Below are 15,764 nucleotides of genomic sequence, written 5' to 3'. Positions count from 1 at the left end.
TCTCCCACTATGCCAGTTTAGCTAAAAGCTAACGGCTAAGAGCTAATAGCTGACCGCAAAGTGGTTTTAAAACAGATTGAGATTACAACCGAGGTATTTGTTCGAGTAGGATAAAGTCATAGTAATAAAGATAGTATTAGCACTGATTCATGCCCTCTGACAAGCATAATACAACAGATAAAAACATCATTACCGACTGCCGTAATATTGATAAATCAAAGCTTTCACCGATGTACCAACATTATGTTGAAGTGAAAGAAAAGTATCCTAATGCTTTATTGTTGTATCGGGTTGGAGATTTTTTTGAATGCTTTTTTCAGGATGCTGTAACGATCGCCAGAGAATTAGAGCTAGTTCAAACCAGCAAGGAAGGGGGAAAAGAATTAGGCAGAGTGGCAATGACAGGAGTACCCCATCATGCTTTAGAACGTTATAGTACGATGCTGGTGGAAAAGGGTTATGCGGTGGCAATTTGCGATCAGGTAGAAGATGCTGCTACTGCTGCTGCGGAAAAACGGAACTTAGTCAAAAGGGAGATTCAAAAGTTACTTACCCCTGGTACTCTTACTGATGATGGAATGTTGCAAGCCCGTCAAAATAATTTCCTGGCTGCCATCGTCATTGCAGGAGAACATTGGGGTTTGGCTTATGCAGACATATCTACGGGAGAGTTTTTTACTAGTCAGTCCAGCGAATTGAGTTCCTTAACTTTAGAGTTGCTGCGTTTACAGCCATCAGAAGTATTATTACCCGCTAATGCCCCAGATGTTAGTGGTTTACTACGCCCAGGTGAGAAATCTGAGTATTTAGCTGATTATTTGCCCGATAGCTTTTGTTATTCCTTGCGATCGCAACAGCCATTTACTTTAATTGAAGCTAGCCAAAGACTTAAAGATACATTTGGGGTAAGCTCTTTAGAAGGAATGGGTTGTGCCAATATACCGTTGGGGGTTCGGGCTGCGGGTGGCTTATTAGAGTATGTCGAAGATACGCAAAAAGCTTATCAAGTGACCTTGCAACCTCTTCGCACCTATAGCTTGGCAGACTATTTAATTTTAGATCATCAAACCCGCCGTAATTTAGAGATTACCCAAACAATTAGAGACGGAACGTTTCACGGTTCTTTACTTTGGGCATTAGATCGCACCAGTACGGCAATGGGCGGTAGAGCTTTACGCCGTTGGATACTGCAACCCTTGATTGATATTAAAGGCATTGGTGCAAGACAAGACACAATTAAAGAACTGGTAGAAAATACTTCCATGCGCCAGGATTTACGCTCAATGTTGCGTAAAATATACGATATTGAAAGATTATCGGGTAGAGTTGCTTCTGGTACGGCTAATGCACGGGATTTGCTGGCTTTATCTGAATCACTGATTAAATTAAGCGATTTATCGGCGATCGCCTCTTTTGGTTCTTCTCCTTACCTCAAAGCTCTACATAAAATTCCTCCAGAGTTGGAACAGCTAGGAGTATATGTAGTCGAGCGTTTAGTTGAATCTCCACCTCAACATCTTAAGGAGGGAGGAATTATCAAAGACGGTATTGATTCTCGACTAGATGAAATTCGTCAAAGACTAGAAGACGATAAACAATGGCTAACGAACCTGGAGGTAACAGAAAGAGAACGGGTTGGTGTAGCTAATATTAAGGTCGGCTACAACAAAACCTTTGGCTACTATATTAGTATGCCCCGTTCTAAAGCTAGCCAAGCCCCAGATAACTATCAGCGCAAACAAACTTTAACCAACGAAGAAAGATATATTACTTCGGAGTTAAAAGAGCGGGAAACCAGAATATTAACGGCAAAAGACGACTTAAATAATCTCGAATACGACATCTTTACTGAGTTAAGAGCCACTGTAGCGGAAAAAGCTCAAGAAATCCGCAGTATCTCCAAAGCGGTAGCTGCGGTTGATGTTTTGGCAGGTTTGGCTGAAGTTGCTGTCTATCAAAACTATTGCTGTCCCCAAATGGTGACAGGACGAGAGATTAATATTTTAGAAGGTAGACATCCCGTTGTCGAGCAATCTCTTGGAGAAGGCTTTTTTGTCCCTAATTCGGTTCAAATGGGAAATCCTCTTCAGCCCACCTCAGAAAAGGATCTAAATCCCCCCCAACCCCCCCTTATTAAGGGGGGTACATATCCAGATTTAATTATTTTGACGGGACCAAATGCCAGTGGTAAAAGCTGCTATATAAGACAAATCGGTCTAATTCAGCTAATTGCCCAAATCGGTAGTTATGTTCCCGCTACGGAGGCTAAATTAGCAATATGCGATCGCATTTTTACTCGTGTTGGTGCAGTAGACGATCTCGCCACAGGACAATCTACCTTTATGGTAGAGATGAACGAAACTGCTAATATTCTTAATCACGCAACCCCTAAATCTTTAATTTTGCTCGATGAAATCGGCAGAGGTACAGCTACCTTTGACGGACTTTCTATTGCTTGGGCGGTAGCGGAATACTTGGCAACAGATATCCAGGGAAGAACGATATTTGCAACTCACTATCATGAGTTAAACGAATTGGCTTCTATTTTGACTAACGTGGCTAACTATCAAGTAACGGTCAAAGAAATGGCTGATAAGATTATCTTTCTCCATCAGGTGTGTGCAGGTGGTGCTAGTAAATCTTACGGTATTGAAGCAGGTAGATTAGCAGGTTTACCCGCTTCGGTAATTAGCAGAGCTAGACAAGTTATGGGTCAAATCGAGAAGCATAGCAAAATTGCTTTAGGTTTACGTAAAGGCATTGAGCAGATACAACCTAAAAAAAATGATGATGGCAAGACAATGGAACAGCTAGATATCTTTGAAGATTAAAAACTTAGCTTTTGCAGCAGTTAATCAACTCTAATGTAATAAAGTTGAACTAAAATACTTCCAAACTCGCTCTAATTCATTAATCCTCATCTTTCATTCCTCATCCTTTAAAACTAAAGTATATTTGAAAAAAATAACATATCAATTTAGTATATGTATCAGCATCTATTCTTCTAGCTTTCTAAACTATTGCTCATGAAAAGCAACTGCTATAAAAGACCGGGTTCATTTGCTGAAACAGTTCAGTTAGTGGAAAATTATGTCAAAGAAGAAATTGTAAAAGAGACCGAAAACAAGCAGCTTTTTTATCATACTCTCCGCCATGCCTTAGCTGTTAAACGTCGAGCTAGCCGTATTTTTGAGGCAATTGAGCCGACTCTAAAGCAGAGTAAAACTGCTGATGAATTGGCAAGATTAAAAAGCTTAGTGGGTCTAAGCGCGATCGCTCATGATCTGGTACAAGTTTTTGTGACTAACCAAGAAAAGCATCAGCCTCGCAGACATCCAGTAGGCGTTAGTGAAACTGCTGCTGCTGACAAGCTGATTGAATATATCCAAAATTTAAATCGCCAATTAAGCAGCTATGAACTTGATGCCTCATTTCTTTTTAAGGATACAGATATAGATATTGTTCGAGATGCAATTCTCGCCACAATTTGCGATCGCGATCCTCTAGCTGGTCAAGCTGACTATAGTTTTTCTCCTCATTCAATATATCAGCCCTATCTTTACGATCCTCAGCCAAAAATCTCTATTATTAGTAGCATAATTGCCATAGCAGATCTTGGAGCCTTGGCTATGGATGGAATTAAGCCATATATCCAGGACGGAATTTTAATTTTTATAGAAGATAACCTCGATCTCAAAGATCTGATTTTAAATGGTGAGGTTACAGCTTCTTTGCCAAGCGATCGTCCTAAAGGCAATGATAAAACTGAGCTAAAAGCCCCTGGTCTAAATAATCCGACAATTCATCTTGAACTTAATTGCCTCGATCTAGACGGCGATTTGATTAAGAAAAGATTAATCACCATGACTAGATTTATGGTGAATCTAGCCAAGGAAAGATTTGCTAGACTAGAGTTAGAAATTGCTGGATTTACGCCTCAAGCTCGCCAAATTTTAACCCAGACAGTTTTCACTCATCTTAATGCAGAAAATATTGAGAAAATTGAAATGATAGTGCCGACTGATGAAGAAACTAGTTTGTCTGAATTAATAAATTTTTTCCATTTATATTTGAATGAAAATTGATTGTGATTGAAATATTTAATTTTTTATTTAATTTTTTGCGATCGCCAGTACTAATTAGCATTCAAACCCTGAGTAAACATCCGTGTTAAAAATTTCAGAGCAAATTGCTATTCCCGACAACGAAATAGAGATCAAGGCGGTTCGCTCTCAAGGTGCGGGTGGTCAAAATGTTAACAAAGTTTCAACTGCTATACATCTGCGTTTCGACATTAAGGCATCTTCACTTCCTTATCTTTTTAAGGAAAAGCTTTTAAAACTCAGCGAGTCGAGAATCTCGAAAGACGGGGTAATTGTAATTAAAGCACAACAATTTCGTACCCAGCAGCAAAACAAAGAAGATGCTCTTAAACGACTCAAACAAGTCATCAAAACCGCATTAATTCGTAAGAATAAGAGAATAGCCACTAAACCAACTAAAGGAGCTAAAAGAAGACGATTAGATCGCAAAACCAAACGAAGTCAATTAAAGGCATCAAGAAAAAAAGTTGACTATGATTAGCTTTGGAAAACAGACATGAGAATAATTGATGCTGACGACAGTATTTTTGAAGAGCGATTACGTAGAATATTATTAAATCCTCTGATATTAAATTCTTTATTGAGGAAAATGGCAAATGATTGAAACCATTGACATCAGGGCCTTAGCTAATCCCATTACCGAATCACAATTTGAGCAACTATGCGCTCAGAATCGGGATACAAAATTTGAGATGACTAGCCAAGGAAAATTAATTGTAATGTCGCCAACAGGTAGTGAAAGTGGAAGACAAAATGCCGATTTATTGACTCAAATTAGTATTTGGAATCGCCAAACAAAGCTGGGTGTAGTATTTGATTCGTCTACTGGTTTTACTTTACCTAATAGTGCCAAACGTTCTCCTGATGTTAGCTGGATTAAAAAATGTCGTTGGGATAAATTAACTATGGAACAAAAAAGAAAATTTGCCCCCATAGCACCAGACTTTGTATTAGAATTGCTTTCTCCCAATGATCGCCTGCTAGATGTGCAAAGCAAGATGATGAGCGACCCCGCGTCGCGCGAACTGGAGTTCGCCGCCGTTCGGTCAGAACGTCGAGGCTCTCCAGAGCCTGGCGCAAGGGAACGCGCGAAGATGAAAGAATATCAAGAATCTGGTGTCAAACTAGGTTGGCTGATTTACCCTGATGAGAAAAGAGTAGAAATTTACCGTTTAGGCAAAGATGTAGAGGTAATTATTTCACCTCCCAGCCTGTCTGGTGAGGATTTAATGCCTGAGTTGATTGTTGAGTTGGACGAAGTATTTACAAGCTAACTGCTAAATTTAGATGCGATCGCCTTATTTCTCAGAAAAAATAAAAATTAATATTAACGTTTTGCTTGTTAAGATACTCTCTGCTTACAAATAGTCAGGGTTGGCAACAGTATCTCAAAGATGATTAAAAATGATAAGTGGATTATCAAGCAAGCCTGTCAAGGTATGATTTCTCCTTTTGAGGAAAAATCAATTAGAAAAGCAGTTTTGGGTGCAGAACAAGCAGTATCTACTATCAGTTGGGGTTTAAGTTCTTATGGCTACGATATTCGTCTGTCTCCTCACGATTTTAGGATATTTCGCCATATTCCAGGAACTATTATAGATCCCAAAAAGTTTAATCCCAAAAACTTGGAACAGGCAGAGTTACACAGTGATGACGATGGCTCATCCTACTTTATTATCCCTGCTAATAGTTATGGCTTAGGAGCGTCCTTAGAAAGTATTAAAATGCCTGCCAATGTCACCGCTATTTGCTTGGGTAAATCAACTTATGCCAGAGTAGGAGTTATCGCCAATACTACGCCTCTAGAAGCTTCCTGGCAGGGAAAAAGTATTACTTTAGAATTTAGCAATGCTTCTAGTGCTGACGTAAAAATTTACGCTAATGAGGGCGTGGTGCAGCTATTATTTTTCGAGGGAGAAGCTTGTGAAACAACCTACGCAGATCGTGGCGGTAAATATCAAAATCAAGGTTCTGGTGTTACCCTACCCAAAGTCTAACAAGACATAAAAGATAAAACACTTGAAGGCAAAAATTAAATTAATTATCTAATGCACAGAGATCCATTAAATGATAGCAAAAGTAGAATTGAGCTTATCAATTCCATGGGCAGCGATTTAAGTATAGTTAATGATGCCAGAGCATCTTTTGAAAAAAGTTCTGATGTACTGAGTGAAAAAGATATTAAACTAATTAATTATTTGATTAAGCATCAGCACACATCACCCTTTAGGGGAGTCATCTTTAAGTTTAAAGTAAAAGCACCTCTCTATATATGTCGCCAGTGGTGGAAACACGTGATTGCCAGCAATCATAATGAGGAGCAACTTGGCTGGAATGAAAAAAGTTTTCGCTATGTATCAATTGATGACAGCAACGAATTTTATATTCCTCCCACTTTTAGACAGCAATCGAAAAACAATAAGCAGGCTACTCTTGGTAGTTTAGAACCCGAAGCCAACCAAAAGGCGATCGCCGTATACCAAAAACAATGCGAAAATAGCTATCAGGCATATTCCCAGCTTTTAGAGTTAGGCGTTGGTAGAGAGCAGGCTAGAGGGGTTCTAGTTCCTTCTGTCTACACTTCCTGGGTCTGGACAGTCAGTTTACAGGCTCTTTTGAACTTTATTGGCTTACGTTTGGGAAAAGGGGCGCAAAGCGAAATTGGAGCTTATGCCAGTGCGATCGCTGAGTTAATTGAACCAATTGTGCCAGTATCAATGGCAGCTTGGTCCGATCGTGTTCAGGAATAATATTAGAGTTATCTTTCGCCCCCAGGCTTGGGGGTTGGAAGGCGAAATCATGTCTATAGCTATAAAATTTCTCGCTTTAAATATGCTTGCAGCACATCAGGTATTTTAACTGTGCCATCAGGCTGCTGATAGTTTTCTAATACTGCTGCCATAGTGCGTCCAATTGCTAAACCCGAACCATTGAGGGTATGAACATACTGTGTTCCTTTTTTACCTGCTTGTTTAAAACGAATATTAGCGCGACGGGCTTGAAAATCTTTACAGTTAGAACAGCTAGAGATTTCACGATACATTTTTGCCGAGGGCAACCACACCTCTAGGTCAAAGCATTTTGCAGCCCCAAAACCAATATCTCCTGTGCAGAGTTCTAAGATACGGTAAGGTAGTTTTAAAGCTTGTAAAATTGCTTCAGCATTAGCTACCAAAGTTTGATGTTCGGCATCAGAAGTTTCAGGGGCAACTACTTTAACCAGCTCTACTTTATTAAACTGGTGTAGCCTAATCAAACCTCTGCTATCTCTACCCGCGCTGCCTGCTTCTCTTCTAAAACAGGGAGTATAAGCACAATGACGAATCGGTAACTCTGTATCTTCTAAAACCTCATCTCGATAGAAGTTGGTAACAGGTACTTCAGCAGTAGGAGTCAACCATAAATCATCGTTGCTGCATTTAAAGCTATCTTCAGCAAACTTTGGTAACTGACCTGTACCCTGTAAAGAATCGCTATTTACTAATATAGGAGGCATCACTTCAATATAACCAGCCTCAATTTGCTTATCTAGCATAAAGTTAATCAAAGCCCTTTCTAATGCTGCCCCTGCGCCAACTAAATTAACAAAGCGACTCTGGGCTACTTTCACTGCCCGTTTAAAATCTAAGATACCTAATTTTTCGCCTATTTCCCAATGAGGCAATACATTCTCGCTATCAGTTATATATTCATTGCCCCAGCGTTTTATCTCTACGTTATCGTCCTCGCTTTTACCAACGGGGACAGATTCATCAGGTAAATTAGGTAATTCTAATAAAAGAGCTTCAATCTTGGCTTTTAATTCTCTTTCTTGGGGTTCTAATTCACTTAACTGGGTTTTTATGTCGTTACCCTCAGCCTTAAGCTGATTTATCTCATCTCCTTGAGGATCGCTACCGCTACCAATCTTCTTGCCAATCAGTTTGCCAATTTCGTTACCTCTCGCGCTAAGTTGGCTGCGGTTAGTTTCTAGCTCTCTAGAAGCACTATCTAATTCTATAATTGGCTGGATGTCATAATTACCATTACGACGATTAATTAATTCTTGAATGTGTTGAGGGTTGGCTCTAATTAGTTTGAGATCTAGCACCGCTTTTGTTCATAGTTTGGTTGGCTTATTCTCTATGCTAGGATACCTCATACTTGATGTGAATTAGCTTTGTTTTATTTATCCATTTAGTCAATAATTTACTGATGCAGATAAAATAGCTTGAGTTTGAGTTGAGACAGCTTACCCGATCCTGTAGCTTTTGTAGCCAGAATCGAACCATCTAGAAAAGAATGTGCTGCTTAATAATGCCAGTATTCAATTAATTACTGATTTGAAAAAAATCGGTGCTTTTTAATTGTTTCCTTTGAGCCAATAACGAGGATCAAAACCCAAAGGTCTAAAGTGAAAAGTATAGACAACACGCTTTAGCGTGGAATGGCGGGAGGCGGATTTGAACCACCGACCTTCGGGTTATGAGCCCGACGAGCTACCAGACTGCTCTATCCCGCGTCGCTTTAGTAACAATAACACAAACAGTTCAGAAAAAACAATTTGATTGCTAATGTACGGGCAGATTAATTCCCTAACTGATTACTGATAACAAAGTTTCTCCTCCAAAACGAACAGCATCACTACAGGGTAATCCTGTTAATTTTGAAGTAAATTTGATTGCTTCTTGGGCTGTGATAGTATCCATGTCAAAAGTGTTAAGCGCGATCGCTTTTACTTTCACATCACCAAACGTTCCTCCTGCACTGGCTACGGTTTCGTAGAGTTTAATTACCTCTGGCAAAGGAGGAATCATAATATCAGGTAAATCGCGGATATGTTTTGCTCCCGCACGATGGACTAAAATTAAGCCCGTAGGCTGGCTACCACGAATTAGGGGTAAGGTTGCTGTCGAGCCTGGATGTAAAAGCGAACCCTGACCTTCAATAATTACTAGGTCTTGGTCTTTGCCTAATTCGATCACGGTTTTTTCAACCGCCCCCGCAGCAAAGTCTACCCGCACCGCATCTAGAGCAATTCCCTGACCGGCGATCGCAATTCCTGCTTGTCCTGTGGCAACAAACTGGGCTTTAATTCCCTGCCTCAAGGCTGCGCGATATATTTCCAAACTCGTCGACATCTTACCGATTGCCATATCTGTACCAACGGTTAGGATTCTTTGAGCAGCAAGGGATTTTGCTTTACCTTGACCAATAGTTAACCCTAAAGGCTCTTGGCGAATATCCCAAATCCATTGTCCTGGAATCAAATCAGGAAACTGAGGCGCAAGTAGAGTATGCAAACCATTGATAATTGATAAACCCTCTTTGATAGCAATTTCTACCTCTTGCTGAAGCTCCCCAGGTAGTTGACCACCTGAAGGAGCAATGCCAATTAGTAGAGCATCGGGTTTATAAGCCAACGCTGCTTGGACATCAGCGACGATAGGAATATCATGTTCAATTTTTGTTAACTCAGCTAAGGATTGTCCCGCACAGGCGCGATCGATTGCTGCAACCATTTGTGTATTGCTATAGCGCAGAAAAGCTAATCCAGTTTTACCATGATCGCCTTTAATTCCCCCTTCTAACAAAATTGCTACGCGGTTTTTAGCTGTCAGCACTGTACCTTACTCCTAATCCTGGTTGAGCGTTGGGTAACAAACATCCTGATTTTATAGTTGCTCCCTCGAAGGGGTCATCTATTAAGTTTAGATGACTATCTAAGTCTAAATAATCTGCCCAAGGAGCAAGATGCGCCATAGCTGTATTAGCCAAGCTACTATCTGAATAGCAGCCAAACATAACTTTTAAATTACAGGCTTTGGCAATTTGAATTGCCTGCATCGCTTCGGTTAATCCTCCAGTCTTCATAATTTTAAGATTAATTCCTGCCACCGAGTTTGCCAGTCGTAGAATGTCTGCACTGGTAAAACAACTTTCATCGACAAATATCGGTAAGGGAGAGCTATCTGACAACGCTGCTAGCTGATGATCATCTGCTACAGGCAAAGGCTGTTCAATATATTCCACTCTCTGCTGTGCCAACCAGTGAGACATTTTAACCGCATCATCAAAACTCCAGCCACCATTAGCATCAACCATCAGTCTAGTTTTGGGTGCTACTTGGCGAATTGCGGTTAACATAGCTTTATCTGCCTCTATTCCTTGGGGATTTCCTAGCTTAAGCTTGATCATTTTAACTTCCAAAGTACTTTGCCAGTCTTTGAGCCTGGTAACTGCTGCTTCTGGGGTGCTGATGCCAATAGTTACAGATATAGGTACAATGCGATCGCAATTTAAACCCCAAATTTGCCACAGAGGTAAACCAGCTTTTTTGCCCAACCAGTCATAAAGAGCCATATCTACGGCTGCTTGAATCCCAGAAAGAACCTTTAATTTATCTAGTTTTTCTCTGATTTCTTGTCTTTGTAGAGGATGAAAAGTTTCTAATAATGGAATAAGCTGCTCTAATTGCGACATAAGGGCAGAAGTATTTTGAGGTCGATTATCAATAGAAAACGGTGACGCTTCTCCCCATCCTTCAATATTGTCTTGTTGAATACGCAACCAAATATTTGTACTCTGCGCCGTTGTCCCCCGACTAATCTGCAAGGCAAATTTTTTGTGAACGGTAAAAGTTTGAACTATTAATTTCATTACTTTATGGCATGGGCTAAAATAGGGCTGTTTCCTAATAACAACGCCTAATTTGAAGCTGTCGTCCGCGCCTGTTTAATCATGGCTACCAATGTATGATGAGCATCCTCAGCATTCTTGAGAGTATGGTCAAATTCAACTCTTACGGGAACGGTTTCCCCTGCAATTTGAGCCGAGATATTCATCCCTTGAGGATCGATGGACTCTAGAGTGGCAATTTCTGTCTGGGGCTTATTGCCAAAGGCTTTTGCATATAAAGCGATTGCGTCAGAGTGATCTTTATTCATGTGTTTGCAAATGCGATCGCTAATAGAGGGAGTAATAGATTCAGACATGATGATTTTTTAGTAATAAAATTGAAGTTTGCTTTTATTATTATCTACATCTTATTGAAGAAGTTGATTATAAATTATGATTCTTGCTTTGTGATTACCGATATCGGCGATCGCTATGGTTTGGTCTATTATAAATTCAATTAATTACCCCGTTAATTAGACAAGCCTAAGCTAATCTTCACCGATACACCAAACAAAGAATAATACAGTTAATAAAGCTAGTCCCCACCAGCCAAAAGAAGCAAAGCGGAATATCAGATTAATAGGAAAAAGCACTAAAATCTCAGTTATAAACCAGTTGGCGATCAAAAGTACGCCGAGAATAACTACGAGTAACATAAGATTAACTAATAATGGCTGACTGATTTAATTGTTGCTGCTAAAACTAAAGCCAAAGCAGATGCGATCGCTTTAAATTGTTAGAATCGTAATTTAATCATAGTTGTAGTAATCGAATTCCTAGATTAGGCATTTCTTAATCTCTTTGCTAGGTCAGCATTAGATGCGGCGAACTATGCGCCTTTCTTTGCGTCTTACGCCGACGCGGGGTCTGACCTCTCTGTACGAGATAATTGCTTATGGTCTTAACCTTTATTTTAAACTTACCTGAAACTGCTATAAAAGTAAAACTGGCTAAAAAATGAAGGAAAAACTACCGCAATTTAAAAATCCTGCACTGTTTAATTTAGCATTAACCCATCGCTCTTATACAAATGAACATTCATTACAAGAAGATAACGAACGCCTAGAATTTTTGGGAGATGCTGTTCTAGGTTTTGTTATTGCCCAAATGCTCTATACGATGTATCCTGGCATCAATGAAGCTCAATTAACTCACTTGCGATCGCGCCTGGTAGACGAAAAACAGCTAGGTCAGCTAGGTGCAGAATTTGGTCTTGGGGAACTAATGCTTTTAGGCAAAGGTGCAGCCAAAGGCGGTGGCAGAAACAATCCTTCTTTGCTCAACGATACCTTCGAGGCTACTTTGGGTGCCTATTTTCTGGATGCAGGAATTGAACCAGTCCGTCTATATATTATCAAGATTTTTAAACCGCTGGTAGAAAAGCTAGTCAATGATTCATCAACCTCAGACTTAAATACATCAGGCAATGTGATCCAACCTCAAGAGACGTTTATCGACAGCAAAAATCGTTTTCAACAGTGGACATTAGCTCATTATCAGGCAAAACCAATCTATCAAATTATTGCAGAATCAGGCCCAGATCATGCTAAACAATTTACAGCGCAGGTATTAGTTTTAGATCGGGTTTTTGGTGTAGGAGTTGGTCATCGCAAACAAGAAGCTGAAAAAAAAGCAGCAGAAGTGGCGTTTGCCAAAGTAAATTCAGATTTAATCTGACAATGGCTTTCTGCGAGAATTCATATTAATAAAGGGAGATACGTGCAGTTCTTCAGGAAATAAATTAGTTAAGAAAAAGTCTAAGGTAGTTGATTTTAAAAATCCTTGAAACACAGCAATTGTACCAAAACGAATTCCTGAATCTCTTTGCACTGCCAGGATTACCTCAATTTGCCCACTATTAAGAATTGCTGCCTGTCGCAAATAATAACCCAAAGCGTTTTTATTTGGTTGCATCACCACGTTTGACCAATCCTGGACAAAGAAATCCGCAGTTTCAGGTTTAATCAAATCTCGTTGTACCAGTATTTCGCCAATTCTTAAATTGGGATGAGCGACTTGCTCTTGCAATGCAGATTGAATTTGATAAGCAGATACGAGATCCGCTTCTTGAAGAATTGTTCCTAGAGCTTTTTTCTTAGTTGACAAGAAACTACTTAAATCGAAGTGTGGATTGGGCGTAAAACGATCAAAAGTCATTAGAAGACGATTGGGTTAGAAATAAAAATATTAAAGGTAAGGTCAGTGAGACTTCTTACAATTAATATTAAAGTCTAATTTAACAAAAATCGTCCGTATTTCTGACAAACATTGCTTAAAGACTTTGAGTAAGAGGAGAAAGTTATTTGAAATGCTTAAATGTTTGCTACGGATATTTAATACCAATTCTCGAAGGTAATAATAGATTTAGTAGAGGTCAGAGGTCAATTCGAGCATTCCCTTGAACTTCGGGTGTGGAACAGCGAGACAGTGTGGTCTTGCGACCAAGGACGCTTCGTCCGCAGGTGAGTCCGTTGCGCGGGTTCCCCGCGTTGAAGGAACTGTCGAGGGCGGGGGTCACATGCGGAAGTGCGCCTTTGTCCCATGAACAACTGTCTCAAGACAAGCTTCCTGGACGGAAGCGTTTCCACCCGCTCTGTCGGCGACGCGGTGAGAAAGGACGGCTTCGTCCGCATCTGAGTCCGTTGGCGGGGGAACCCCGCTTAAAGGAACTGTTGAACCCTTTAGGGGGTCTCGAAAGAGGTCAGTGAGATTAATCTCGATGAACCAAAAATCTTGAGATGAAAATAAGCTTAGGGAAATATTTGTCTATCTGGCGATATAAAAATAAAACAATCATCAGCTATATACTCAAACCAAAGCTAGAAATAAACAATTTAGATAAATCCAAATAATAGGTTGCTTCATGATTGCTTCAATAAGAGAGACAATCAACTTAGCTTTGGGATTAGATATCAAACAGCTAGAATATCTAAATATATGGCAAATGGGACTAAGAGCAGCAGTTATTTATGTAGCTGCATTGGTCATGGTTAGAATGGTTGGCGATCGCCGTTTTATTGGCAAATATGCTGCTCTTGATGTAATTCTTAGTATTATTTTTGGTTCTACTCTTAGTCGCGCAATTAACGGAACTTCTGCTTTTTTTGAGTCGATTTTTGCTGCCTTTATTTTAGTGGTAATGCACTGGTTTTTCGCGGCGGTAGCCTTTCATTTTAGTAGACTGGAAAGTAAAATAAAAGGGCGATCGCGAATATTGATTAAAGATGGTCAACTATGCCCCAAAGCTATGCAAACTAGTCACATAACTAAAAAAGATTTGGAATCTACTTTACGTGTTCAATGTCAAATAGATAAACTTGAACGTGTTGAAAAAGCTTGTCTGGAAAGAAATGGCGAAATAAGCTTTAGTTTGAGGGCAAAATTGGCTAGTAATTATTTATTACTAGCCAATTTTGAAACTAAATCTACACTTACTCATCGAGCAAAATTACCATTTTCTAGAAAGCCGAGCGTCTGCTTAATAACAGCATCACTATTCATCATAAAACTATGACTATGGGGGACAACCAGAAAGTCTTTCATCCTGGCAACTTTTGCACTAGATACCGCCACTTTGCCATCATCAGCCCCAGGTATTAAATAGGAATAAACTGGATTGTAGCTTTTATTGCCTACAATGATGCCTGTTTCAAAAGTCACCTCTGCCAAGGTATTAGGAATAGAATTAGCTTCAGTACCTAAAGACAAACCAGCCTGACCATTAATTAACCCAAACAACGGCAGTATTTTTAGCTTATCTACTAATTCGCTACCGTGATTAGGCGGACTAAGCATTACTACACGATTTATTTTAATGTCAGTTGATTGAGCTAATTGCCTAACAATTATTCCTCCTAAAGAATGGGTCACAAAATCAATCGGTTGCTCCAAATTATCTAAACACTGTTGAATTTCTGGATAGACAAAATCAGTAGCTAATTCAGATATACTGTGTTTTCTAGAAGGATACTGAATATTGCAGACAGTGTAACCTGACTCATTCAAAGCCTGACTAACCTTATTCATTGATGCAGAAGAACGAACCAAACCATGCAAAACTACGACAGACTGATTTTTACATACTTGCTGGGAATTACATTTTGCTAATAACTTTTTGGTCGTACCTTTTAGCAACAAAAATTTGAATAGTATTCCTAAAGTTAAAACGATAATCACTAAACCAATAATCTTACTTTTGAGCATCGGTTTGCTTAAATTATTCATTTACATATTAATGATCAACTATTCTCTATATTTCGATAGCTTGGAGCATAAAAACTAAAAGATAAAATCAAAGTAGTCAAAGCCAGACTTAAGCCGATCGCTGTACCTGAGATAATAAGTTTATCGGCATTTTTAACGGCGATCGCAATTAATGCCCAAACAAACACCCCAGCATAAGGGAAATCGAGTCGGGGGATACTAATTAAATGAGTAATAAAAGCAGCCAGCAGCAGCATAATAATTGTCCAGATCTCTGCGCTTATGCCCCAGCCACCCCACTGCCAAGATTTTAAAACAGTTGCTCCATTAACTATTGTTGCCACGCTAATCCAAGATAAATAGATACTAATAGGAATACGAATTAACCATTTATCCTGTTTGTTTATGCGGTGATGACGATTAGTAGTAGATTTAAAAGGTAAACACCAATAAGCAGCCATCAGAGGCAGCAATATGCCTAACATTGCCAAGAAAGAAGCGCTATATTGCCGATATAGAAAGCAAAATACCCAGGCAATTTGAGCCAAGGAAGAAATTGCTAGCTTGTAGCCAATTTGCTGTAACAACAAATTGCTTCTTTGTCTAGGGAGAGCTTGGTACACAGCAAAACTAATTAAACCAAAATAAATTATGCCCCAGATAGCAAAAGCATAATTGGCAGGAGTAATCAAAATATCGTCAAAAAACTTGTTGGAAATTTGACCAATAGTTAAACCCTTGGGTGGATTGATGTTGGCTACAATATTCGTGCCGAAAGCTGCCAAGATAGACACCAGGGTT

The 15,764-nt window shown here is 39.5% G+C and carries 16 protein-coding genes and 1 tRNA gene; 8 read left to right on the top strand and 9 right to left on the bottom strand.

The genetic code is table 11. From position 1 onward, the window contains the following. The first annotated feature begins 149 nt into the window (after window positions 1–149). From mutS to thyX, 6 genes are all read left to right on the top strand, one after another. Window positions 150–2,831: a DNA mismatch repair protein MutS gene (gene mutS / locus SLP02_RS08325; protein ID WP_319420194.1), complete on the top strand. Its 2,682-nt coding sequence runs from the start codon at window positions 150–152 to the stop codon at window positions 2,829–2,831. A gap of 195 nt (window positions 2,832–3,026) precedes the next feature. Then, a complete protein-coding gene (locus tag SLP02_RS08320) occupies window positions 3,027–4,085 on the top strand; it encodes a hypothetical protein (protein ID WP_319420193.1) in 1,059 nt (352 codons plus the stop codon). Between the two features lie 82 nt (window positions 4,086–4,167). Next, window positions 4,168–4,584 (top strand): alternative ribosome rescue aminoacyl-tRNA hydrolase ArfB, encoded by a 417-nt coding sequence (gene arfB / locus SLP02_RS08315; protein WP_319420192.1) that lies wholly within the window; start codon window positions 4,168–4,170, stop codon window positions 4,582–4,584. A gap of 115 nt (window positions 4,585–4,699) precedes the next feature. Further along, a complete protein-coding gene (locus SLP02_RS08310; protein WP_319420191.1) occupies window positions 4,700–5,377 on the top strand; it encodes a Uma2 family endonuclease in 678 nt (225 codons plus the stop codon). Between the two features lie 120 nt (window positions 5,378–5,497). Next, a complete protein-coding gene (gene dcd, locus SLP02_RS08305; RefSeq protein WP_319420190.1) occupies window positions 5,498–6,100 on the top strand; it encodes a dCTP deaminase in 603 nt (200 codons plus the stop codon). 51 nt (window positions 6,101–6,151) lie between these two features. Continuing rightward, on the top strand, window positions 6,152–6,853 hold the full coding sequence (thyX, locus tag SLP02_RS08300) for an FAD-dependent thymidylate synthase (RefSeq protein WP_319420189.1): 702 nt from the start codon (window positions 6,152–6,154) through the stop codon (window positions 6,851–6,853). 59 nt (window positions 6,854–6,912) lie between these two features. Here thyX and serS read toward each other — a convergent pair whose 3' ends face one another. The 6 genes from serS to SLP02_RS08270 form a co-directional block, all read right to left on the bottom strand. Next, on the bottom strand, window positions 6,913–8,193 hold the full coding sequence (gene serS, locus SLP02_RS08295; RefSeq protein ID WP_319420188.1) for a serine--tRNA ligase: 1,281 nt from the start codon (window positions 8,191–8,193) through the stop codon (window positions 6,913–6,915). Window positions 8,194–8,530: 337 nt separating this feature from the next. After that, a tRNA-Met gene (locus SLP02_RS08290) sits at window positions 8,531–8,604 on the bottom strand. Between the two features lie 73 nt (window positions 8,605–8,677). Further along, on the bottom strand, window positions 8,678–9,706 hold the full coding sequence (locus SLP02_RS08285; protein ID WP_319420187.1) for a DUF1611 domain-containing protein: 1,029 nt from the start codon (window positions 9,704–9,706) through the stop codon (window positions 8,678–8,680). Further along, entirely contained in the window at window positions 9,693–10,742 is a 1,050-nt protein-coding gene (locus SLP02_RS08280) for a dipeptide epimerase (RefSeq protein ID WP_319420186.1), read from the bottom strand. The genes SLP02_RS08285 and SLP02_RS08280 overlap by 14 nt, the downstream gene beginning before the upstream one ends. A 47-nt stretch (window positions 10,743–10,789) precedes the next feature. Continuing rightward, window positions 10,790–11,077, bottom strand: coding sequence for a DUF2470 domain-containing protein (locus tag SLP02_RS08275; RefSeq protein ID WP_319420185.1), 288 nt, complete (start codon window positions 11,075–11,077; stop codon window positions 10,790–10,792). A 171-nt stretch (window positions 11,078–11,248) separates the two neighbouring features. Next, window positions 11,249–11,416 (bottom strand): hypothetical protein, encoded by a 168-nt coding sequence (locus SLP02_RS08270; protein WP_319420184.1) that lies wholly within the window; start codon window positions 11,414–11,416, stop codon window positions 11,249–11,251. A 301-nt stretch (window positions 11,417–11,717) separates the two neighbouring features. Here SLP02_RS08270 and SLP02_RS08265 point away from each other — a divergent pair, with 301 nt between their 5' ends. Next, window positions 11,718–12,437, top strand: coding sequence for a ribonuclease III family protein (locus tag SLP02_RS08265; protein ID WP_319420183.1), 720 nt, complete (start codon window positions 11,718–11,720; stop codon window positions 12,435–12,437). On the opposite strand, the gene SLP02_RS08260 is transcribed toward SLP02_RS08265, so the two are convergent. Beyond that, the gene (locus SLP02_RS08260) at window positions 12,429–12,917 is read right to left on the bottom strand and encodes a hypothetical protein (RefSeq protein WP_319420182.1); all 489 of its coding nucleotides are present in this window, start codon (window positions 12,915–12,917) and stop codon (window positions 12,429–12,431) included. The genes SLP02_RS08265 and SLP02_RS08260 overlap by 9 nt on opposite strands. Before the next feature lie 706 nt (window positions 12,918–13,623). Here SLP02_RS08260 and SLP02_RS08255 point away from each other — a divergent pair. Then, on the top strand, window positions 13,624–14,274 hold the full coding sequence (locus SLP02_RS08255) for a DUF421 domain-containing protein (protein ID WP_319420181.1): 651 nt from the start codon (window positions 13,624–13,626) through the stop codon (window positions 14,272–14,274). Here the strand turns inward: SLP02_RS08255 and SLP02_RS08250 are convergent. Together SLP02_RS08250 and SLP02_RS08245 are read right to left on the bottom strand one after the other, a co-directional pair. Further along, window positions 14,196–14,984, bottom strand: a complete 789-nt coding sequence (locus tag SLP02_RS08250) for an alpha/beta fold hydrolase (RefSeq protein ID WP_319420180.1) — start codon at window positions 14,982–14,984, stop codon at window positions 14,196–14,198. The genes SLP02_RS08255 and SLP02_RS08250 overlap by 79 nt on opposite strands. 14 nt (window positions 14,985–14,998) lie before the next feature. Then, window positions 14,999–15,757: a tryptophan-rich sensory protein gene (locus tag SLP02_RS08245; RefSeq protein ID WP_319420179.1), complete on the bottom strand. Its 759-nt coding sequence runs from the start codon at window positions 15,755–15,757 to the stop codon at window positions 14,999–15,001. Window positions 15,758–15,764: the final 7 nt, after the last annotated feature.

Source organism: Pleurocapsa sp. FMAR1, from assembly GCF_963665995.1.
Classification (GTDB): domain Bacteria; phylum Cyanobacteriota; class Cyanobacteriia; order Cyanobacteriales; family Xenococcaceae; genus Waterburya.
The sequence above is the reverse complement of the archived record's forward strand: the minus strand, read 5'-3'. Positions and strand labels throughout refer to the sequence as shown.